Annotated in this window: 16 protein-coding genes and 3 rRNA genes; 17 read left to right on the top strand and 2 right to left on the bottom strand. The window is 67.7% G+C overall.

The annotated features are described in order from the left end of the window. The first annotated feature begins 96 nt into the window (after nt 1-96). The 16 genes from I5E_RS19735 (at nt 97) to I5E_RS19660 (ending at nt 20,456) form a co-directional block, all read left to right on the top strand. Nucleotides 97-1,164: a 3-isopropylmalate dehydrogenase gene (locus I5E_RS19735; protein ID WP_031263268.1), complete on the top strand. Its 1,068-nt coding sequence runs from the start codon at nt 97-99 to the stop codon at nt 1,162-1,164. A 15-nt stretch (nt 1,165-1,179) separates the two neighbouring features. After that, nucleotides 1,180-2,289 (top strand): branched-chain amino acid aminotransferase, encoded by a 1,110-nt coding sequence (locus I5E_RS19730; protein ID WP_022908503.1) that lies wholly within the window; start codon nt 1,180-1,182, stop codon nt 2,287-2,289. A 30-nt stretch (nt 2,290-2,319) separates the two neighbouring features. Then, nucleotides 2,320-3,090: a fumarylacetoacetate hydrolase family protein gene (locus I5E_RS19725; RefSeq protein WP_022908502.1), complete on the top strand. Its 771-nt coding sequence runs from the start codon at nt 2,320-2,322 to the stop codon at nt 3,088-3,090. Nucleotides 3,091-3,601: 511 nt separating this feature from the next. Beyond that, nucleotides 3,602-5,123 (top strand): 16S ribosomal RNA (locus I5E_RS19720). A gap of 438 nt (nt 5,124-5,561) precedes the next feature. After that, nucleotides 5,562-8,688: ribosomal RNA gene (locus I5E_RS19715) — 23S ribosomal RNA — on the top strand. A gap of 133 nt (nt 8,689-8,821) precedes the next feature. Then, a 5S ribosomal RNA gene (rrf, locus tag I5E_RS19710) occupies nt 8,822-8,938 on the top strand. The 16S, 23S and 5S rRNA genes sit together here, the layout of an rRNA operon. 1,547 nt (nt 8,939-10,485) lie before the next feature. Then, nucleotides 10,486-11,226 (top strand): hypothetical protein, encoded by a 741-nt coding sequence (locus I5E_RS22270; RefSeq protein WP_042724099.1) that lies wholly within the window; start codon nt 10,486-10,488, stop codon nt 11,224-11,226. Then, on the top strand, nt 11,132-12,229 hold the full coding sequence (locus I5E_RS19700) for an HAD-IIA family hydrolase (protein ID WP_022908500.1): 1,098 nt from the start codon (nt 11,132-11,134) through the stop codon (nt 12,227-12,229). Before I5E_RS22270 ends, I5E_RS19700 begins: the two co-directional genes overlap by 95 nt. Nucleotides 12,230-12,239: 10 nt before the next feature. Then, nucleotides 12,240-12,467, top strand: a complete 228-nt coding sequence (locus tag I5E_RS19695) for a hypothetical protein (RefSeq protein WP_261975005.1) — start codon at nt 12,240-12,242, stop codon at nt 12,465-12,467. Next, a complete protein-coding gene (locus I5E_RS19690) occupies nt 12,460-13,305 on the top strand; it encodes a TlyA family RNA methyltransferase (protein ID WP_022908499.1) in 846 nt (281 codons plus the stop codon). Before I5E_RS19695 ends, I5E_RS19690 begins: the two co-directional genes overlap by 8 nt. Then, nucleotides 13,302-14,228, top strand: coding sequence for an NAD kinase (locus tag I5E_RS19685; RefSeq protein WP_031263263.1), 927 nt, complete (start codon nt 13,302-13,304; stop codon nt 14,226-14,228). The genes I5E_RS19690 and I5E_RS19685 overlap by 4 nt, the downstream gene beginning before the upstream one ends. Continuing rightward, nucleotides 14,225-15,919 (top strand): DNA repair protein RecN, encoded by a 1,695-nt coding sequence (gene recN, locus I5E_RS19680; RefSeq protein WP_022908498.1) that lies wholly within the window; start codon nt 14,225-14,227, stop codon nt 15,917-15,919. Before I5E_RS19685 ends, recN begins: the two co-directional genes overlap by 4 nt. A 508-nt stretch (nt 15,920-16,427) precedes the next feature. Next, the gene (locus I5E_RS19675; RefSeq protein WP_031263262.1) at nt 16,428-18,143 is read left to right on the top strand and encodes a CTP synthase; all 1,716 of its coding nucleotides are present in this window, start codon (nt 16,428-16,430) and stop codon (nt 18,141-18,143) included. 95 nt (nt 18,144-18,238) lie between these two features. After that, nucleotides 18,239-18,814, top strand: coding sequence for an NUDIX domain-containing protein (locus tag I5E_RS19670; RefSeq protein ID WP_022908495.1), 576 nt, complete (start codon nt 18,239-18,241; stop codon nt 18,812-18,814). Continuing rightward, nucleotides 18,811-19,392 (top strand): DUF1349 domain-containing protein, encoded by a 582-nt coding sequence (locus tag I5E_RS19665; protein ID WP_022908494.1) that lies wholly within the window; start codon nt 18,811-18,813, stop codon nt 19,390-19,392. The genes I5E_RS19670 and I5E_RS19665 overlap by 4 nt, the downstream gene beginning before the upstream one ends. 32 nt (nt 19,393-19,424) lie before the next feature. Beyond that, a complete protein-coding gene (locus I5E_RS19660; protein ID WP_031263261.1) occupies nt 19,425-20,456 on the top strand; it encodes a site-specific tyrosine recombinase XerD in 1,032 nt (343 codons plus the stop codon). A 160-nt stretch (nt 20,457-20,616) separates the two neighbouring features. Here I5E_RS19660 and I5E_RS19655 read toward each other — a convergent pair whose 3' ends face one another. Further along, nucleotides 20,617-21,063, bottom strand: a complete 447-nt coding sequence (locus tag I5E_RS19655; RefSeq protein ID WP_022908492.1) for a DUF2510 domain-containing protein — start codon at nt 21,061-21,063, stop codon at nt 20,617-20,619. A gap of 121 nt (nt 21,064-21,184) precedes the next feature. Then, nucleotides 21,185-22,216: an LLM class flavin-dependent oxidoreductase gene (locus tag I5E_RS19650; protein WP_022908491.1), complete on the bottom strand. Its 1,032-nt coding sequence runs from the start codon at nt 22,214-22,216 to the stop codon at nt 21,185-21,187. A 56-nt stretch (nt 22,217-22,272) separates the two neighbouring features. Here I5E_RS19650 and I5E_RS19645 point away from each other — a divergent pair, with 56 nt between their 5' ends. Further along, complete coding sequence (locus I5E_RS19645) at nt 22,273-22,605, top strand: TraR/DksA family transcriptional regulator (protein WP_022908490.1); 333 nt, start codon at nt 22,273-22,275, stop codon at nt 22,603-22,605. The last annotated feature ends 7 nt before the right edge of the window (nt 22,606-22,612 follow it).

Genomic DNA, 22,612 nt, shown 5'->3' with positions numbered 1-22,612 from the left:
CGCCCGTCCGGCCCGAGATCCTCGAGCACGTCCGGTCCACGATCGAAGCGGTGTCGCTCCGCGAGATCGACATCACGCTGTAGGGGAGTGGCGGACATGACGAAGACGGTGAAGCTCGCGGTCATCCGCGGGGACGGCATCGGCCCCGAGGTCGTCGACGAGGCGCTCAAGGTGCTGCACGCGGTGCTGCCCGACGACCTCGTCGTCGAGGAGACCCCGTTCTCCCTGGGCGCCACCCGGTACCTCGAGACCGGGGACATCCTCACCGAGGACGACATGTCCGCCATCGCCGCGCACGACGCGATCCTGCTCGGTGCCGTCGGCGGGGACCCGCGTGACCCGCGGCTCGCCGGCGGAATCATCGAGCGTGGGCTGCTGCTCAAGCTCCGGTTCGCGTTCGACCACTACGTCAACCTCCGGCCCACGGCGGTCTACCCGTCCGTGACGACCCCGCTGACGTCGCCCGGCGACGTCGACTTCGTGGTCGTGCGCGAGGGGACCGAAGGACCGTACGTCGGCAACGGCGGCGCGATCCGCGTCGGCACCCCGCACGAGATCGCGACCGAGGTCTCGTTGAACACCGCGTACGGGGTCGAGCGCGTCGTCCGGTACGCCTTCGCCCTCGCGGACCGCCGCCCCCGGAAGCACCTGACGCTCGTGCACAAGAGCAACGTGCTCGTGCACGCCGGAGCCCTGTGGCAGCGCACCGTCGCGGCCGTCGCCGCGGAGTACCCGGACGTCACCGTGGACTACCAGCACGTCGACGCCGTCACCATCCACATGGTGCGCGAACCTGCTAGGTTCGACGTCATCGTCACGGACAACCTCTTCGGCGACATCATCACCGACCTGGCCGGCGCGATCAGCGGCGGCATCGGTCTGGCGGCCTCGGGCAACATCAACCCGGACGGCACCTTCCCCAGCATGTTCGAGCCGGTCCACGGCTCCGCGCCGGACATCGCGGGTCAGCAGAAGGCCGATCCCACGGCCGCCATCCTGTCCGTCGCACTGCTGCTCGACCACATCGGTCGCAGCGACCTCGCGTCGGCGGTAACGCGGGCGGTCGAGGCCGACCTCGCCGACCGGGGCACCTCCGAGCGTCGCACGGCCGAGATCGGCGACGCCATCGCCGCCGCGGCAACGGCGCGCACCACCACCGCCTGACAGGAGCCTCCCCAGATGAGCACCGACACCGACTTCGGACTCGCGTTCGCCACCACCCCGTCGGCCGAGCGCCGCGCCGCAGCCGAGCGCGAGGAGATCCTCGCCGACCCCGGGTTCGGCAAGCACTTCACCGACCACATGGCGACCGTGCAGTGGACCCTGGACGCCGGGTGGCACGACGCATCGGTCCACCCGTACGGCCCGATCAGCCTCGACCCGAGCGCGAGCGTCCTGCACTACGCGCAGGAGATCTTCGAGGGGTTGAAGGCCTACCGGCACGCGGACGGTTCGGTGTGGACGTTCCGGCCGGACGCCAACGCCCGGCGGTTCCAGCGGTCCGCCCGTCGCCTCGCGCTCCCGGAGCTGCCGGTCGAGACCTTCGTGGACTCCATCCGCGAACTGGTCCGGACCGACGTCGACTGGGTGCCCTCGGCGCCCGAGACGAGCCTGTACCTGCGGCCGTTCATGATCGCGACCGAGTCGTTCCTGGGGGTCCGCGCGGCGCAGGCGGTGGCGTACCACTGCATCGCGAGCCCGGCGGGGGCGTACTTCACGTCCGGGCCGAAGCCCGTGTCGATCTGGCTCTCGACGAACTACGCCCGCGCGGGCAAGGGCGGCACCGGGGCGGCGAAGACCGGCGGCAACTACGCGTCGTCGCTCCTGCCCCAGCAGGAGGCATACGAGCACGGCTGCCAGCAGGTCATGTTCCTCGACTCGGTCGAGGGCAGGTACCTCGAGGAGCTCGGCGGCATGAACGTGGTCCTGGTGAAGGCGGACGGCACGCTCGTCACGCCCGACTCCGACTCCATCCTCGAGGGCATCACGCGCGACTCGATCCTGCAGCTGGCGGAAGACCGCGGCCTGCGCGTCGAACGCCGACGGGTGACGCTCGACGAGTGGCGCGACGGTGTCGCGGACGGCTCGATCACCGAGGCCTTCGCGTGCGGGACCGCCGCCGTCGTCACCCCGATCGCGGAACTCCGCGGCGACGGCTTCACGATCGGTTCGCCGACCGTGGGCGCCGGCGAACTGACGATGTCCCTCCGCGACGAGCTCACGGACATCCAGTACGGCCGCCGTCCCGACCCGCACGGGTGGATGACGCGCCTGACCGACCCGGTCTGAACGCACACCTCACGTCGATAGGCTCCAACGGTGAAGATCGCACGGTTCAGCAGCAAGGGCGAAGACCCCCGGTACGGCATCCTCGACGAGCGCGACCTGGTCGTGCTGGCCGGTGACCCGATGTACCAGGGGTTCGAGACCACGGGGGAGCGGGTGCCGTTGGCCGACGCCAAGCTCCTCGCCCCCGTCATCCCGCGGTCGAAGGTGATCGGCGTGGGGCTCAACTACGCCGAGCACGCGTCCGAGATGGACGAGCGCTCCGGGGACGACCCCGTGGTGTTCCTCAAGCCCAACACGTCGGTGATCGGTCCCGAGGACCCGATCCGCCTGCCCGCCGGTGTCGGGCGCGTCGACCACGAGGGTGAGCTCGCCATCGTGATCGGGTCCCTCGCGAAGAACGTCACGCGCGAGGACTTCGCGAGCGTGATCCTCGGTTACACGATCGCCAACGACGTCACCGCGCGAGACCTGCAGGCCCGCGACGGCCAGTGGACCCGGTCGAAGGGCTTCGACACCTTCTGCCCGCTGGGCCCGGCGATCGAGACCGAGATCGACCCGTCGGACATCCGCATCGAGACCCGCGTCGACGGCGACCTGCGCCAGGTGGGGTCGACGAGCGAGATGGTGCACGACATCCCGTCGCTCATCGAGTTCGTCTCGTCGATCTGGACGCTCCTGCCCGGTGACGTCATCCTGACCGGCACCCCGGCCGGCGTCGGCGAGATCCGCGACGGCGAGGTCGTCGAGGTGACGATCGAGGGGCTCGGCACCCTGAAGAACCCGGTCATCGCCAAGCTCTGACCCGCACCACCGAACGGCCCGCTCCCCGCACGGGGGCGGGCCGTTCGCCGTTGATCCGCGTCGTTCCGGGGATCCGCCCGTGCGACACGCCCGGGCGGCAGGCTGGTTGGCGGGGCCCCCGGGGCGTGTGTAGAGTAATCACTCGTTGCCGCTGAGGCGGAGAACGGAACGGCCGAGACGGTCACTAGGGCGAATGCCCCGGGGATGCAGTCCGGACGGGGTCCCGCTCAGGCAACGAATCCCGATGACGATCCACTCTCGAAGTGGTCTGTTCGGGGTGAGACGAAATGCCTCTCTGGCGGAACCTCTTTCGAGGTCGAGTGGGGAGTGCGTCTGGTCCTTGAGAACTCAACAGCGTGCACATTGTCAATGCCAATTTATTGACCCCGTGCCTGGTCTGCTTCGGCAGGTTGGGTCGGAGACAATTCCTTTTGGATTGAAGATTGTCAGTAGACAGTCAACGGTCAGAATCAACTCGGTTCGATGCTTTCGGGTGTCGGATCTGTAATTTTTTACGGAGAGTTTGATCCTGGCTCAGGACGAACGCTGGCGGCGTGCTTAACACATGCAAGTCGAACGATGATGCCCAGCTTGCTGGGTGGATTAGTGGCGAACGGGTGAGTAACACGTGAGTAACCTGCCCCTGACTCTGGGATAAGCGTTGGAAACGACGTCTAATACTGGATATGACTGCCGGCCGCATGGTCTGGTGGTGGAAAGATTTTTTGGTTGGGGATGGACTCGCGGCCTATCAGCTTGTTGGTGAGGTAATGGCTCACCAAGGCGACGACGGGTAGCCGGCCTGAGAGGGTGACCGGCCACACTGGGACTGAGACACGGCCCAGACTCCTACGGGAGGCAGCAGTGGGGAATATTGCACAATGGGCGAAAGCCTGATGCAGCAACGCCGCGTGAGGGATGACGGCCTTCGGGTTGTAAACCTCTTTTAGTAGGGAAGAAGCGAAAGTGACGGTACCTGCAGAAAAAGCACCGGCTAACTACGTGCCAGCAGCCGCGGTAATACGTAGGGTGCAAGCGTTGTCCGGAATTATTGGGCGTAAAGAGCTCGTAGGCGGTTTGTCGCGTCTGCTGTGAAATCCCGAGGCTCAACCTCGGGCTTGCAGTGGGTACGGGCAGACTAGAGTGCGGTAGGGGAGATTGGAATTCCTGGTGTAGCGGTGGAATGCGCAGATATCAGGAGGAACACCGATGGCGAAGGCAGATCTCTGGGCCGTAACTGACGCTGAGGAGCGAAAGCGTGGGGAGCGAACAGGATTAGATACCCTGGTAGTCCACGCCGTAAACGTTGGGCGCTAGATGTAGGGACCTTTCCACGGTTTCTGTGTCGTAGCTAACGCATTAAGCGCCCCGCCTGGGGAGTACGGCCGCAAGGCTAAAACTCAAAGGAATTGACGGGGGCCCGCACAAGCGGCGGAGCATGCGGATTAATTCGATGCAACGCGAAGAACCTTACCAAGGCTTGACATACACCGGAAACGGCCAGAGATGGTCGCCCCCTTGTGGTCGGTGTACAGGTGGTGCATGGTTGTCGTCAGCTCGTGTCGTGAGATGTTGGGTTAAGTCCCGCAACGAGCGCAACCCTCGTTCTATGTTGCCAGCGCGTTATGGCGGGGACTCATAGGAGACTGCCGTGGTCAACTCGGAGGAAGGTGGGGATGACGTCAAATCATCATGCCCCTTATGTCTTGGGCTTCACGCATGCTACAATGGCCGGTACAAAGGGCTGCGATACCGTAAGGTGGAGCGAATCCCAAAAAGCCGGTCTCAGTTCGGATTGAGGTCTGCAACTCGACCTCATGAAGTCGGAGTCGCTAGTAATCGCAGATCAGCAACGCTGCGGTGAATACGTTCCCGGGCCTTGTACACACCGCCCGTCAAGTCATGAAAGTCGGTAACACCCGAAGCCGGTGGCCTAACCCTTGTGGAAGGAGCCGTCGAAGGTGGGATCGGTGATTAGGACTAAGTCGTAACAAGGTAGCCGTACCGGAAGGTGCGGCTGGATCACCTCCTTTCTAAGGAGCATCTGGCTCGTCGTGTCCTTCGGGGTGGGATGGGTCCAGGCGCCGGATCGAGACGAACGTTCTCGCCGGTAGCTCATGGGTGGAACATTGACAGTGCAGTCTTCAGCGTAGCTGTCGGCCTCAGTACGACCTGCTTGCGGGTCTGGAACGGGTTGGTGGTGAGCGCAGGTGGCTGGTGCACGTTGTTGGGTCCTGAGGGACCAGGCTTCCTGACCGTGATGGTTGGGGGTTGAGCCGTGACTGGGGCCTTCGGGTTTTGGTTGGGTTCTTCGGTGGGCCGCATGAAGCTGACACGGTTGTGTTGGGGGAGTGTGGTGCCGATCGTATGTTGAGAACTACACAGTGGACGCGAGCATCTTAGATCGCTCGAGACGATGGTCATCTTTCGGGGTGGCCTGGTGTCGAGTCGATCGCAATTTTAATCTTTGTGGTCAAGTTTCTAAGAGCAAACGGTGGATGCCTTGGCATCTGGAGCCGAAGAAGGACGTAGAAATCTGCGATAAGCCTCGGGGAGCTGATAATCGAGCTGTGAGCCGAGGATTTCCGAATGGGGAAACCCCGCCAGGCGACTTGTCGACCTGGTGACTCCCGCCTGAATATATAGGGCGGGTAGAGGGAACGTGGGGAAGTGAAACATCTCAGTACCCACAGGAAGAGAAAACAACATGTGATTCCGTGAGTAGTGGCGAGCGAAAGCGGATGAGGCTAAACCGATCATGTGTGATAGCCGGCGGGCGTTGCATGGTCGGGGTTGTGGGACACGTCACTCAGTTCTGCCGGACTGGGGCGGTTACAGCGCATCATAGTCGAACCGGTTTGAAAGCCGGGCCGTAGTGGGTGCCAGCCCCGTAGACGAAATGGTGTTATGGCCGGATGTGTATCCCAAGTAGCACGGGGCCCGAGAAATCCCGTGTGAATCTGTCAGGACCACCTGATAAGCCTAAATACTCCCAGATGACCGATAGCGGACAAGTACCGTGAGGGAAAGGTGAAAAGTACCCCGGGAGGGGAGTGAAATAGTACCTGAAACCGTTTGCTTACAAACCGTCGGAGCCTCCTTGTAGGGGTGACGGCGTGCCTTTTGAAGAATGAGCCTGCGAGTTAGTGATATGTGGCGAGGTTAACCCGTGTGGGGTAGCCGTAGCGAAAGCGAGTCTGAATAGGGCGATTCAGTCGCATGTCCTAGACCCGAAGCGAAGTGATCTATCCATGGCCAGGTTGAAGCGACGGTAAGACGTCGTGGAGGACCGAACCCACTTCAGTTGAAAATGGAGGGGATGAGCTGTGGATAGGGGTGAAAGGCCAATCAAACTTCGTGATAGCTGGTTCTCTCCGAAATGCATTTAGGTGCAGCGTTGCGTGTTTCTCGCCGGAGGTAGAGCTACTGGATGGCCGATGGGCCTCAACAGGTTACTGACGTCAGCCAAACTCCGAATGCCGGTGAGTGAGAGCGCAGCAGTGAGACGGTGGGGGATAAGCTTCATCGTCGAGAGGGAAACAACCCAGACTACCAACTAAGGCCCCTAAGCGTGTGCTAAGTGGGAAAGGATGTGGAGTTGCATAGACAACCAGGAGGTTGGCTTAGAAGCAGCCACCCTTGAAAGAGTGCGTAATAGCTCACTGGTCAAGTGATTCCGCGCCGACAATGTAACGGGGCTCAAGCACACCGCCGAAGTTGTAGATTTCGCACACTCGATAAGCCTTCGTGGTTCAGTCGTGCGGAGTGGTAGGAGAGCGTCGTGTGGCGAGTGAAGCGGCGGAGTGATCCAGCCGTGGACGCTACACGAGTGAGAATGCAGGCATGAGTAGCGAAAGACGGGTGAGAAACCCGTCCTCCGAAAGACCAAGGGTTCCAGGGCCAGGTTAATCCGCCCTGGGTAAGTCGGGACCTAAGGCGAGGCCGACAGGCGTAGTCGATGGACAACGGGTTGATATTCCCGTACCGGCGAACAACCGCCCAAGCTAATCCAGTGGTGCTAAGAGTCCTAACCCGGACCAGCGGATCCCTTCGGGGTGATGCGGGCCGGTCTAACGCTCGACCCCATGCTGGTGCGGCTAGCGTATGAACAGGTGTGACGCAGGAAGGTAGCTGAGCCAGGCGATGGTATCCGTAAGGTGAACCTGGTGTAAGGATGTAGGGCTGACGATAGGCAAATCCGTCGTCTGTACGCCTGAGATCCGACGCGTACCCGTAAGGGGAAATCAGTGATCCTATGCTGCCGAGAAAAGCATCGACGCGAGGTTGCAGCCGCCCGTACCCGAAACCGACTCAGGTGGTCAGGTAGAGAATACCAAGGAGATCGAGAGAATCGTGGTTAAGGAACTCGGCAAAATGCCCCCGTAACTTCGGGAGAAGGGGGGCCGGACACGTGACCGGACTTGCTCCGTGAGCGTTGAAGGCCGCAGAGACCAGTGGGAAGCGACTGTTTACTAAAAACACAGGTCCGTGCGAAGTCGCAAGACGATGTATACGGACTGACGCCTGCCCGGTGCTGGAAGGTTAAGAGGAAGGGTTAGCCTTTGGGCGAAGCTCTGAATTTAAGCCCCAGTAAACGGCGGTGGTAACTATAACCATCCTAAGGTAGCGAAATTCCTTGTCGGGTAAGTTCCGACCTGCACGAATGGCGTAACGACTTCCCAGCTGTCTCAACCGCGAACTCGGCGAAATTGCACTACGAGTAAAGATGCTCGTTACGCGCAGCAGGACGGAAAGACCCCGTGACCTTTACTACAGCTTGGTATTGGTGTTCGGTGTGGCTTGTGTAGGATAGGTGGGAGACTGTGAAGCGGGCACGCTAGTGTTCGTGGAGTCGTTGTTGAAATACCACTCTGGTCACTCTGGATGTCTAACGTAGGACCCTGATCGGGTTCATGGACAGTGCCTGGTGGGTAGTTTAACTGGGGCGGTTGCCTCCCAAAGAGTAACGGAGGCGCCCAAAGGTTCCCTCAACCTGGTTGGCAATCAGGTGGCGAGTGTAAGTGCACAAGGGAGCTTGACTGTGAGACTGACAGGTCGAGCAGGGACGAAAGTCGGGACTAGTGATCCGGCAGTGGCTTGTGGAAGCGCTGTCGCTCAACGGATAAAAGGTACCTCGGGGATAACAGGCTGATCTTGCCCAAGAGTCCATATCGACGGCATGGTTTGGCACCTCGATGTCGGCTCGTCGCATCCTGGGGCTGGAGTAGGTCCCAAGGGTTGGGCTGTTCGCCCATTAAAGCGGTACGCGAGCTGGGTTTAGAACGTCGTGAGACAGTTCGGTCCCTATCCGCTGCGCGCGTTGGAAATTTGAGAAGATCTATCCCTAGTACGAGAGGACCGGGATGGACGAACCTCTGGTGTGTCAGTTGTTCTGCCAAGGGCACCGCTGATTAGCTACGTTCGGACCGGATAACCGCTGAAAGCATCTAAGCGGGAAGCCGTCTTCGAGATGAGATTTCCATGCACCTTGAGTGTGAGAGGCTCCCAGCAGACTACTGGGTTGATAGGCCGGATGTGGAAGCGGGGACTAACGACCCGTGGAGCTGACCGGTACTAATAAGCCGAAGACTTGACAACACAATTATTTCCCAGACCTCACGGTGTGGGGCTCGCGTCCACTTTGTGGTTCCCGACAGACGATCGGGAATCAAACTGAATACTTCAGCTACAGCTGGGGAACAGTTTTGATCCAGGATTGGGTCGAAAGTGTTCCGGTGGTCATAGCGAGAGGGAAACGCCCGGTCACATTCCGAACCCGGAAGCTAAGCCTCTCAGCGCCGATGGTACTGCAAGGGGGACCTTGTGGGAGAGTAGGACGCCGCCGGACTCAACGTTAGAAGATGTGGCCATCGGCCCTCCATCGAGAACTCGCAGGGGAGACCCTCGTTCTCGGGAGGCCGGTGGCCACATCTGTTTCTGCTGCAGGTCGCTCGACTCGCACGCCCGTTCGTGATGGACTGGGCGCGCGCGGGCGGTACCGTGCAGCGCCAACACAACGACACAGCGGACGATGGCCTGGGCGAGCGCTCGGGCACGCACAGAGGAGCAACGGTGGCGAACGACGACGATCAGCGGCGGAACGACGGCGATCGCGGAGACCGATCTGGTCGCGATGGCGACCGTGCCCCTCGGCGCGACGGCGGGAACCGCTGGTCGTCCGGCCCTCGTGACTTCGAGCGCCGTGAGGGGGAGCGTCGCGATGCTCCTCGTCGCGACGGTGACCGTCCGGCTCGCAGCGGCGGTCCGTCGCGCGACGGTGCTCGTTCCTTCCGGGACGGCGACCGTCCGTTCCGCGACGGGGGACGGCGTCCCGCGTGGCGCGGGGATCGTGACGACTCGAGCCGGCCTCCTCGCGGCGATGGTCCGCGTGGTTCGGATCGTCCGCGTCGTGATGGTGACCGTCCGGTCCGTTCGGATCGTCCTGCCCGTGATGGTGATCGTTCGTTCCGTGGGGGCGACGATCGTCCGCGTCGCGATGGTGATCGTCCTGCTCGTGACGGTGATCGTCCGTTCCGTTCGGATCGTCCTGCTCGTGACGGCGATCGTCCGCGTCGTGACGGTGATCGTCCGTTCCGTTCGGATCGTCCGGCCCGCGACGGGGACCGTCCGTTCCGTGGGGGCGACGACCGTCCGAGTCGCGATGGCGATCGTCCGTTCCGTTCCGACCGTCCTGCCCGCGACGGCGACCGTCCGTTCCGTTCGGACCGTCCTGCCCGCGACGGCGACCGTCCGTTCCGTTCGGACCGTCCCGCCCGTGACGGGGATCGTCCGCGTCGTGACGGCGACCGTCCGTTCCGTGGCGGCGACGACCGTCCGCGTCGCGATGGTGACCGTCCGTTCCGTTCCGACCGTCCCGCCCGTGACGGGGATCGTCCGCGTCGTGACGGTGACCGTCCGTTCCGTGGCGGCGACGACCGTCCGCGTCGCGATGGTGACCGTCCGTTCCGTTCCGACCGTCCCGCCCGCGACGGGGATCGTCCGCGTCGTGACGGTGACCGTCCGTTCCGTGGCGGCGACGACCGTCCGCGTCGCGATGGTGACCGTCCGTTCCGTTCCGACCGTCCCGCCCGCGACGGGGATCGTCCGCGTCGTGACGGTGACCGTCCGTTCCGCGGCGGCCAGGACCGCGACCGCGGAGGCGGCGACGACCGTCAGCGCTTCGGCGACGGCAGCCGTCACGCCGGCGCTCGCTTCGGCGAGGCCTCGCGGGACGACTGGGAGGACCGGGACCCCTACGGCACCAAGTCGATCCGTCCCCGCCACGAGGACCCGGAGATCCCCGAGGACATCCAGGCCCGCGACCTCGACAAGGTCGCCCGGGCCGAGCTCAAGACGCTCAGCAAGGACAACGCCGACTGGGTCGCCCGTCACCTCGTGGCAGCCGCGCTCCTGGTCGACGAGGACCCGGAGACCGCGAACCAGCACGCCCTGAGCGCTGCCCGTCGTGCCGGACGGGTGGGTGTGGTCCGCGAGACCGCAGCCATCACGGCGTACCGGCTCGGCGACTTCGCGACGGCGCTGCGAGAACTCCGCACGTACCGTCGCATCTCCGGCCGGAACGACCAGCTGCCGATGATGGTCGACTGCGAGCGTGGGCTCGGCCGGCCCGAGCGGGCGCTCGAGCTCGGTCGGTCCGTCGACCGTGCGGCGCTCGACACCGCGGTCCAGGTCGAACTGGCCATCGCGATGTCCGGCGCACGACTCGACCTCGGGAATCCCACAGCCGCGCTCGGTGAGCTGGAGATTCCACAGCTCGACCCGTCCACTGCCTACAGCTGGTCCCCGGCGCTCTACAGTGCTTACGCGGCCACGCTCGAGGAGCTCGGCCGTCAGGACGAGGCCGACGAGTGGTGGGCCCGTGTCGATCGTGCGGCAGCGGCGCTTGCCGAGGTCGCCGACGAGAACGCTTGGGAGACAGTTGATGTGGTCGAGGAAACGCTCGAGGTCGAAGGATCCGCAGACGAGTTCGCCGGAGCCGTCGACGACGAGCCCGACGCCGAACTCGCCGACGAGCCGCTCGGTGACGAGCCCGACGACGACGAGCCAGCCGGCGACGAGCCCGGCGAGCTCGACGACGACAACCCCGCCGACGTCGACGGGTCCGCAGCCGACTGACGTCCCGAAGCCGCCGACGGACGGTGTGGACGTCGTCCTCACCGACCTCGACGGCGTCGTGTACCGCGGTCGGCACGCCATCCCGCACGCAGTCGAGGCGCTGACCCGTGCCTCGCTGCACGCGCGCGTCGGCTACATCACGAACAACGCTTCGCGTCGACCCGTCGACGTCGCGGAACACCTCGAGCGCTACGGGCTCGAGGTGTCCGAGGACGACGTGGTGACGTCGTCGCAAGCCGGGGTCCGGTTGCTCGAGACCCTGGTCCCGGCCGGGTCGACCGTGCTGGTGACCGGCGGCCTCGGCCTGACGAGCATCGTCGAGGCTGCCGGCTTCACGGTGACCTCCAGCGCCGAGGACTCCCCGGCCGCGGTCATCCAGGGCTTCTCGCCGGACCTCGGTTGGACGCACCTCGCCGAAGCGTCGTTCGCCCTGGCCGACCCGGACGTCCCGTGGGTCGCCACGAACATGGACTGGTCGATCCCCGTCGAGCGCGGCATCGCGCCCGGCAACGGCACGCTGGTGTCGGCCGTCCACCAGGCAGTCGGTCGGATGCCCGTCGTCGCCGGAAAGCCGGAGCGACCGATCTTCGACGCGGCGCTCGCGCGGTTCGGCGGTGAGCACCCGCTGTTCATCGGCGACCGCCTCGACACCGACATCAAGGGGGCGAACGACGCGGGGATCCCCAGCGTCCTCGTGCTGACGGGGATCGACAAGGCGAAGCAGGTCCTCGCCGCCGATCAGCGTTCGCGACCCACGTTCATCCTCGACGACCTCCGTGGCCTCTCCGAGCCGTACCCGGTGACGGTCCGGCGTGAAGATCCGGACGGCACCCGCTACGCGACCGTCGGAGCGGTGACCGTCGCCATGCGCGGGCACGTCGTGCGTGTCCTGGACGACGGCGACGCGATCGACCTGCTCCGCGCGGGCACCGCGCTCATCTGGGAGTCCGGGCTCGCGATCTACGGCCTCGACGTCGATCCGAAGCTGTACGGCGGCGAGTAGCGTGGCCGAGGTGTCGAACCACGAGCAGGACCCCGTGCGCGAGCCGTTCGACGACGGAGCGGGCACTGCGCCGGCGGCCGGTCCCACGGCGCCGGACGACGCCGTCGAGCGCGACCGCTTCGCGCACCGCACCGAGGCAGCTGAGGCCTTGCCGCTGACCGAGCGCGCTGACGCCTTCTCCGCGCTGCACGACGAGCTCCGCACCCGCCTCGAGAGCGGCGGCAGCACGAGTGCCTGACGAGCACGCCCACTCCGACGAGACCCTGCAGGACGAGCGCCCGGTCCGACTCGACTCCCTCCTCGCTGCGCGTGGGCTCGCGAAGTCCCGCACCGCGGCTTCGAAGCTGATCCAGGACGGTCGCGTGACGGTCGGCGGGACCCCTGTGGTCAAGCCGTCCGCGTCGGTGCGGCCGTCGGCGTCGATCCACGTCGACGGTGCGGACGAGTGGGTGTCCCGCGCCGCACTGAAGCTCGTTGCCGCGCTCGACACGTTCAGCATCGACCCCGCCGACCGCGTCGCGCTCGACGTCGGTGCGAGCACCGGCGGGTTCACGCAGGTGCTCCTCAGCCGCGGTGCTCGCCGCGTCGTGGCCCTCGACGTCGGGCACGGGCAGCTCGACCCGATGGTTGCCCTCGACCCCCGCGTCGTCGTGGTCGAAGGGACGAACGCACGCAACCTGACGGCCGACGACTTCCGGGCACTCGACCCCGCCGCCACCGAGACGAGTCTCGTGGTGGGGGACCTGTCGTTCATCTCGCTCCGGCTCGTCCTGCCCGCGCTGGTCGAGTCGGTCCCCGCCGACGACTTCGTCCTGCTCGTGAAGCCGCAGTTCGAGGTCGGGCGGAGCGGCGTCCGAGAAGGCATCGTCCGCGACCCGGCACTCCGGAACGACGCGCTCATGAACGTGCTGTGGGCGGCATGGGACCTCGGGCTCGGCACGTCGGGGCTCGCAGCGTCGCCGATCGTCGGGACGCACGGCAACCACGAGTACCTGGCGCGTTTCCAGCGGGATGTCGGTACCAATCCGACAGAATGGATCGTCCGGGCGACCGAACTGACGGAAGGGACGGCATGAGCGACGACCGGCACATCCTCCTGGTGTCCCACACGGGCCGCCGTGACTCGATCGACGCTGCGGTCGAGGTCTGCGACCTCCTGCACGCCGCCGGTCTCGTTCCGGTCATGCCGTTCGACGAGTACGCCGACATCCGTCGTGCCGAGGCCTCTGTCGGACAGGTGGACATCCTCGGTGTCGACGTCCACGCCGACCAGCTCGAGATCGTGATCGTGCTCGGGGGAGACGGCACGATCCTCCGCGCCGCAGAACTCGTGCGCGGGACCGGCGCTCCGATCGTCGGGGTCAACCTCGGACACGTCGGGTTCCTGGCCGAGAGCGAGCGGGACGGCCTCCGCGCGACGGTCGAACGGGCACTGTCCGGCGACTACCACGTCGAGGAACGCGTCACACTCCAGGTCGACGTCGTCGTCGGCAACGAGATCGTCTACTCCTCCTGGGCGCTCAACGAAGCGACCATCGAGAAGGCCTCCCGCGAACGCATGCTCGAGGTCGTGACCGAGGTCGACGGTCGCCCGCTGTCCTCGTTCGGCTGCGACGGTGTCGTCGTCTCGACACCGACCGGTTCCACCGCGTACTCGTTCTCCGGCGGCGGGCCGATCGTCTGGCCGGACGTCGACGCCCTGCTCATGGTGCCGCTGAGCGCCCACGCCCTGTTCGCACGGCCCATCGTGGTCGGACCGGACTGCACGCTCGCGATCGAGGTGCTCCGTCGGACGAGCGGCGTCGGCGTGCTGTGGTGCGACGGCCGACGGACCCACGACCTCGCGCCCGGCGCTCGCGTCGAGGTCCGACGTTCGCCGGATCCGGTGCGCGTCGCACGGCTCAAGGACGCCCCGTTCACCGACCGACTCGTCGCGAAGTTCCAGCTGCCCGTCGCCGGGTGGCGCGGCCCGCAGCAGGACGACGAGGACACGCTGTGATCGAGGAGATCTCCATCTCGGACCTCGGGGTCATCGGCGAGACCACCCTCGAGCTCGGGCCCGGCTTCACCGTGGTCACCGGCGAGACCGGCGCGGGCAAGACGATGATCGTCACCGCCCTCGGTCTGCTCCTCGGTGCGCGGGCCGATGCGGGTTCGGTGCGACGGGGTGCTTCGACCGCAGTGGTCGAGGGTCGGTGGCACGTGCCGGAGCACGACGCCGTCGCCGAACGCGTCGAGGACGCTGGCGGCACGGTCGAGGACGGCGAACTCATCCTGACGCGCACCGTCTCTGCCGAGGGGCGCAGTCGCGCGACCGTCGGCGGGCGCAGTGCCCCGGTCGCGGTGCTCGGCGAGCTCGCGGACCAGCTGGTCACGGTGCACGGGCAGTCCGACCAGATCCGCCTGACCTCGGCCACCGCACAGCGTGCGGCCCTCGACGGGTTCGGCGGTGCGGCGCTCGAGAAGGTCCTCGCCGCGTACGTGCGGGCGTACGACACCTGGCAGCAGCACACCGGCGACCTCGAGACGCTCACCCGGGACCGCGACGACCGCGTTGCCGAGGCCGAGCGCGTCCGTGCGGCTTCCGACGAGATCGAGGCCGCGGACCCGCAGCCCGGCGAGGACGTCGAGCTGGCCGACCGCGCCGAGCGACTGGGGAACCTCGAAGAGCTCCGGCTCTCCGCCGGGCTCGCGCACGAAGCGCTGTCGAGCGAGTCCCTCGACGGCGTGCAGGACGTCGTCGGGCTGGTCGAGTCCGCCCGCCGGGCGATCGAACGGGTCGTGTCGTCCGACGCCGAGCTGCAGCCCGTGCTCGAGCAGCTGACGGAACTCGGGATCCAGGCGTCCGAGGCCTCGGCGAGCCTGTCGAGCTACCTCGGTTCGCTCGAACCGGACGCCGGTCACGACCTCGAACTCATCAACGAACGTCGGTCGCTGCTCGCCGGTCTCACCCGCAAGTACGGCGAGACCGTCGACGACGTGATCGCCTACGGTCAGCGGGCGAGCGACCGTCTCCTCGAGCTCGACGGGGACGACGACCGGATCGTCGCCCTGCAGCAGGCGGTCGAGCAGGACGAGCGCGCCCTCGCTGACGCCTCAGCCGCGCTGACCGCGGCACGGTCCAAGGCCGCGAAGGACCTCGCCAAGCGGGTCACCGCCGAGCTGAAGTCCCTCGCGATGGCCGGAGCGACCCTCGTCGTCGAGGTCTCCGACGCCGGCGACTACCGACGCCACGGACGCGACCAGGTGTCGATCCTCCTGCAACCGCACTCCGGAACCGATCCCCGGCCGATCGGCAAGGGCGCCTCGGGCGGTGAGCTCTCCCGGGTGATGCTCGCGATCGAGGTGGTCATGGCGGGCAGCACGACGGTCCCGACGTTCGTCTTCGACGAGGTCGACGCCGGTGTCGGCGGCGCCGCGGCGATCGAGATCGGCCGTCGTCTGGCGAAGCTCGCCGAACGCACCCAGGTCATCGTCGTGACCCACCTCGCGCAGGTCGCGGCGTTCGCGAACAACCACCTCAACGTCGTGAAGGACGCGAGCGGCGCAGTCACGTCGTCGAGCGTCCGTCGCCTCGAGGGCGACGACCGCCTGCAGGAGATGGCACGCCTGCTCTCGGGTCTCGGTGACAGTGCGAGCGGGATCGAGCACGCGCGCGAGCTCCTCGACGTCGCCGGCCAGAAGGCCTGAGCGCGTCTCCACACGCCGATCCAGGAGGCGCTGCTCACGCCCGCCCCTCACGGTGCGTCGATCGTCGGCTGGTGCGGGGTTCGCGGCATGGTGCGGGGCTGTAGGCGGGCACAGTGCGTGCAACCTCGCACGGGGTGGCGGGCGGCGTGTGGGCCGGGCAGCTCCGCACGGTGCGTCGGTCGTCGGCTGGTGCGGGGTTCGCGGCATGGTGCGGGGCTGTAGTCGGGCACCGTGCGTGCAACTTCGCACGGGATGGCGGAGCACGCACGGTGCGGCGAGCGGCGTGCGGGCCGGGCAGCTCCGCACGGTGCGTCGGTCGTCGGCTGGTGCTGGGTTCGCGGCATGGTGCGGGGCTGTAGTCGGGCACCGTGCGTGCAACCTCGCACGGAATGGCGGAGCGCGCACGGTGCGGCCGGCGCGGCCGGCGCGGCCCGCGCACGCGCGCGCGCAACGCCCGCGGCGAACCGAGGTCGCGCCTCCCGGCAGTTCTGACGTACGATGGAATCCCGTGGCGGACACTCTCAGCGGCGGTACCAATTCTTCGAACGCGACCCCGAAGGTGACGAAGCAGATCTTCGTGACCGGCGGGGTCGTCTCGTCTCTCGGCAAGGGGCTGACGGCGGCCAGCCTCGGCAACCTCCTGACGGCTCGCGGCCTCAAGGTCGTCATGCAGAAGCTCGACCCGTACCTCAACGTGGACCCGGGCACCATGAACCCGTTCCAGCACGGCGAGGTCTTCGTGACCGACGACGGTGCGGAGACGGACCTCGACATCGGGCACTACGAGCGCTTCCTCGACATCAACCTGTCGCAGGCCGCGAACGTCACGACCGGGCAGGTCTACTCGACGGTGATCGCGAAGGAGCGTCGGGGCGAGTACCTCGGCGACACCGTGCAGGTCATCCCGCACATCACCGACGAGATCAAGCGGCGGATGCGTGAGCAGGCGCAGAACGACCCGCAGCCCGACGTCATCATCACCGAGGTCGGCGGCACCGTCGGCGACATCGAGTCCCAGCCGTTCATCGAGTCCGCGCGGCAGGTGCGCCACGAACTCGGCCGCAACAACGTGTTCTTCGTGCACGTGTCGCTCGTGCCGTTCATGAACGCCTCGGGTGAGCAGAAGACGAAGCCGACGCAGCACTCGGTGGCCGCGCTCCGCTCGATCGGCATCCAGCCGGACGCGCTGGTCCTCCGCAGCGACCGTCCGGTGTCGGACGCGAACAAGCGCAAGATCGCGCTCATGTGCGACGTCGACGAGGACGCCGTGGTGAACGCGGTGGACGTGCCGTCGATCTACGACCTCCCGACGCTGCTCAACAACCAGGGGCTCGACCAGGTCATCGTCGACGCGCTGAAGCTCGAGGCCGGTCCGGTCGACTGGACCGCGTGGACCCCGGTGCTCCGTGCCGTGCACGAGCCGAAGAAGGACGTCACGATCGCCCTGGTCGGCAAGTACATCGACCTGCCGGACGCGTACCTGTCGGTCACCGAGGCGCTCCGTGCCGGCGGGTTCGCGCACGACGCCAAGGTCACGCTGAAGTGGGTCGTGTCCGACGACTGCACCACGCCCGAGGGTGCCGCGAAGCAGCTCGGCGACGTCGACGGCATCTGCGTCCCCGGTGGGTTCGGCGTCCGTGGCATCGAGGGCAAGCTCGGCGCGCTGAAGTTCGCACGTGAGCAGGGCATCCCGACGCTCGGTCTGTGCCTCGGCCTGCAGTGCATGGTCATCGAGTACGCCCGCCACGAGGTCGGACTGACCGACGCGTCGAGCACCGAGTTCGACCCGGAGACCTCGACGCCGGTCATCGCGACCATGGCGGAGCAGGTGGACATCATCGCGGGCGGCGACCTGGGCGGCACCATGCGCCTCGGCCTCTACCCGGCGACGTTCACCGAGGGATCGCTCGCGGCGTCGCTGTACGGCGCTCCCGAGGCCTCCGAGCGCCACCGTCACCGCTACGAGGTGAACAACAAGTACCGCGAGCAGATCGCGGACGCCGGCCTGGTGTTCTCGGGCACGTCGCCCGACGGCACGCTGGTCGAGTACGTCGAGCTGCCGCGCGAGGTGCACCCGTTCTACATCGCGACGCAGGCGCACCCCGAGCTGCGCTCGCGCCCGACGGACGCGCACCCGCTGTTCGCGGGGCTCGTCGGTGCCGCGATCGAGCGGCACGAGGCGTCGAGCCTCTTCGACCCGCAGGAAGAGGAGCAGGTCGCGTAACGCGCGCGGTCTCTGACTGGAGGCGCGGTGCCAGCTGGCACCGCGCCTCCCGTCTGCCGTGTCGTCGCGTCGGAGGCGCGTGCCAGGATGGGCGCGTGACTGACGCACCCATCGCTGACGAACCCGCCTCCTTCGAGGTCACCGACTCCACCGTCGTCTACGAGGGCGCCGTCTGGGACGTGCGCCGCGACAGCATCGCGTACCACGACGAGACGATGGTGCGGGAGTACATCGACCACACCGGTGCCGTCGCGGTCTACGCAGAGGACGACGAGGGCCGCGTGCTCGTCATCCAGCAGTACCGGCACCCGGTGCGGATGCGCGACTGGGAGCTGCCGGCGGGGCTGCTCGACATGGCGGGCGAGGACCACCTGACCGCGGCGCAGCGCGAGCTGGCGGAGGAGGCCGACCTCGAGGCCGACGACTGGGAACCGCTCGTGACGTACAACACGTCCTCCGGCGGCAGCGACGAGTTCCTCGAGGTCTTCCGCGCCCGCGGCGTGCGACCCACCGCGACGGCCTTCGAGCGCGAGGCGGAGGAGGCGGACATCGTGAAGCGGTGGGTGCCGCGGGACGAGCTGGTGGCGGCGATCCTCGACGGTCGGCTGCACAACTCCGGGCTCGTCGTCGCCGTCCTCGCGGTCGACGCACTCGAACGGCGCGCGCGATGAGCCTCGCGGCGCTCGTCGACGGGGGCCGGTGGACCAACGACCCCGTCGCGGCGGAGTTCGACGGCGACGTCCTGCGGGTGACCGCCGTCGAGGGCAGCGACGCCTGGCGGACGACCTCGTACGGGTTCGTCCACGACTCCGAGCACGCGCTGCTCCGACCCACCGACGGACCGTTCTCGGTCGAGGTGTCGTTCGTGCTCGACTACACGGAGCAGTTCGACCAGGCGGGGGTGTTCCTGCGGGTGGACGACCGGAACTGGATCAAGGCCGGCGTCGAGTTCGCCGACGGGACGCCGCAGGTCGGCGCCGTCGTCACACGTGACTGGTCGGACTGGTCGGTCGCTCCGGTCGCGGAGTGGACGGGGCGGACGGTCACCGTGCGGGCCAGCCGCGACGGCGACGCCGTCACGATCCGGGCGTGGGCGGACGACGAGCCACCGCGGCTCGTTCGGGTGGCGTACCTCGATCCCGGGGCCGACGTCTCGGCGGGGTTGCTGTGCGCGGCACCGTCACGCGCGGGCCTCACCGTGACCTTCACCGGGTTCCGCCTGGGGGAGCCGGACGGGTCGCTGCACTGACGGTGCACCGGCGGCGCTAGCCTCGTGGAGTGATCCCGTTCGAGCGTGCCACGGAGACGTACCTGCGGCACATCGCGATCGAACGGGGCCTCTCGCAGCACACGCTGTCGGCCTACCGGCGGGACCTGCTGACGTTCGCGTCGTGGCTCGCGACGGCTCCGGTCGTGGAGTCGGAGGGTGCCGACCGCGCCGGGGGACCTGCGGTGCTCGACGACGTCGGGAGGATCGCGCGCGCGGACCTCGCGGGGTTCGTGGAGCACCTCGCGACCAGGCCGTCCGGACCCCTCGCGCCGAGGTCGGTCGCGCGGATGCTCAGCTCCGTGCGGTCGTTCACCGCGTTCGCCGCCGGCGAGGGGTGGCTCCAGCTCGACCCCGGCGCGTCCGTGCGGCCGCCGAAGGCCCCGATGCGGCTGCCCAAGGCGATCTCCGTGCACGACATGGAGCGGCTGCTCCAGGCGGCGAGCCCCGCTGGAGCGACCGAAGCCCCCGACGCGTCCGGCGGCGCCGCCGACGATCTCGTGGGGCTGCGGGACCGCGCGTTGCTCGAACTGCTCTACGCCACCGGGGCACGGATCTCCGAGGCGGTCGGGCTGTCGGTCGACGACGTCACGACACTGTCCGACGGCTCCGCGCCCGCGGCCGACGACGGGCTCTCGGTCGTGAAGGTCACCGGCAAGGGGAACAAGCAGCGCGTGGTGCCGCTCGGGAGCTTCGCCCGGGCGGCGATCGACGCGTACCTCGTGCGGGCTCGCCCGGTGTTCGCGGCGCGGGGGGCGTCGACGCCGGCGCTGTTCCTCGGTGCCCGGGGCGCGCGGCTGTCACGGCAGAGCGCGTGGCTCGTGATCCAGGCCGCGGCGGAGCGTGCGGAGCTCTCCGAGCACGTGTCGCCGCACACCTTCCGACACTCGTTCGCGACGCACCTGCTCGAGGGGGGAGCGGACGTGCGGGTCGTGCAGGAGCTGCTCGGGCACGCGAGCGTGGCGACGACGCAGATCTACACGATGGTGACGGCGGACATGCTCCGCGACGTCTACCAGACGGCGCACCCGCGGGCGCGGCGGTAGCGCGGGCGGGCCCGGCGGGAGCGCGGACGCGGCGCGGGGCGCGGGCGCGGCGCGGGGCGCGGGCGCGTCTCGTGAGCAGAGATGGTCGGGTTGCCGGCGCGGACCCGACCATTCGTGCTCACGATGGCCGGACGGAACGCACGAGCGTGCGTCAGCCCGCTCAGAAGAGGTGGAACTGCGCGGAGGCTGCCACGGCGGCCGTCGCCACCGCGAGGACCAGGGCGCTCGCCGAAGCACTCCGCGCCAGCACCCGCCAGCCCCCGGTCGCCCCTGGTCGCACGACGCCGAGCAGCCCCGACACCATCGCGGCCGCACTGCAGACGCCCCAGGGGTTGAGCAGCACGGACGCCACCGCGAGCAGCACCGCCAACGTCGAGAACGCACTGAAGCGGTGCACGCCCGAGCCTCCGGACGCCCAGGCGCTGGTCCGCACCGAGGCGGTGTGCACCGAGAACGACGGACCCACCGGGGCGACGACCACCGGCACGATCGGCTCGGTCCGGCTCGGCAGCACGCGCGTCGCCGCTCCCCAGGCGCGCCCGTCCCACCAGCGCAGGCGGCTCGCGTCCTGCGGGTCGGGGAACCAGCCGGCGGCCGGCAGCGTCACGGGGTGCTCCTCGGGGTGCGGGGGAAGGTGCACACCGACGGTACTGGAGTGCGGGAACCGGCCACAGTCCCAGCCCGGGTGTCGGCAGGAAGGGGGACCAGTCGCGTGGCTCAGACCCCGGTCAGGCCGGGACGGCCGCCGCGTCCACCTCGCGCATGACGTCCTTCACGGCGGCGAGCAGCCGCGCGTTGAAGTCCACGCCGAGCTGGTTCGGCACCGTGACGAGCACGGTGTCGGCAGCACGCACCGCCTGGTCCGCCGCGAGCTCGTCGACCAGCTGCTCGGGCGACCCGATGTAGGAACGGCCGAACCGGGCGAGCCCACCGTCGAGGTGCCCGACCTGGTCCTGCCCCTCGACCTGTGCCCGGACGCCGAAGTAGTGCCGCGACTCGTCGTCGGTGATCGGGATGATGCTGCGGCTCACGCTGACCCGCGGGGTCCGCTCCCAGCCCATCTCGCTCCAGGTCGACCGGAACCGTGCGATCTGCTCGGCCTGCAGCTCGTCGAACGGCACCCCGGTGTCCTCGGTGAGCAGGGTCGACGACATGAGGTTCATGCCCTGCTCGGCCGTCCACTCGGCGGTCGCACGGGTGCCGGCGCCCCACCAGATGCGGTCGCCGAGGCCCTCGGACAGCGGGGAGATCGCGAGCGACCCGACCGATCCGGTCATCTGGGGATTCGCGTTCGCCATCGGCTCGCCGGCGATCGCGCGCCGGAACACGTCGGTGTGGGAGCGCGCCAGGTCGCCGCCGTTCGTGTCGGTCGCGTCGGGCACGTACCCGAACTGCTGGTAACCGGCGAGGGCGGTCTCGGGTGAGCCACGGGAGACGCCGAGCTGCAGTCGGCCACCTGAGATGAGGTCGGTGGCGGCGGCCTCCTCGGCCATGTACAGCGGGTTCTCGTAGCGCATGTCGACGACGCCGGTGCCGATCTCGATGCGGCTGGTGCGGGCGGCGATCGCGGAGAGCAGCGGGAACGGCGCCGCCTGCTGCGGCGCGAAGTGGTGGACGCGGAAGTAGGCGCCGTCGACCCCGGCCTCCTCGGCGGCCACCGCGAGGTCGATCGCCTGCACGAGGGCCTCTCGGCCGCTGCGCACCTTCGACCCCGGCACGTCGCGCCAGTGTCCGAACGACAGGAACCCGATCTTCGTCATGTCGATACGAACGCATCCGACGGCACGGTCATTCCGGGCCGACTACGGTGACCAGCATGGACGACCCCCGTCAGGCACTGGTCGCGGAGCGGGCGCGAGGCGAGCGGCTCCTCGCGGACGTCGAGCGCAGCATGCGGGACGTCAGCGACGCCCGGCAGGACGCCAACTCGGACGACGAGCACGACCCTGAGGGTGCGACCCTCGCGTGGGAGCGCGGCTCGCTCGGTGCCGTGCGGGACGACGCCCGCGAGCGGATCCGGCAGGTGGACGCCGCGCTGGCGCGGCTCGAGGCCGGGACCTACGGCCGCTGCGCGGTCGGCGGGGAACCGATCCCCGAGGCGCGCCTCGCCGCCGTCCCGTGGGCCGCGACGTGCGTGGCGCACGCGTGACGCGCCT

Source organism: Curtobacterium sp. B18 (assembly GCF_000333375.1).
Classification (GTDB): domain Bacteria; phylum Actinomycetota; class Actinomycetes; order Actinomycetales; family Microbacteriaceae; genus Curtobacterium.
The sequence above is the reverse complement of the archived record's forward strand: the minus strand, read 5'-3'. Positions and strand labels throughout refer to the sequence as shown.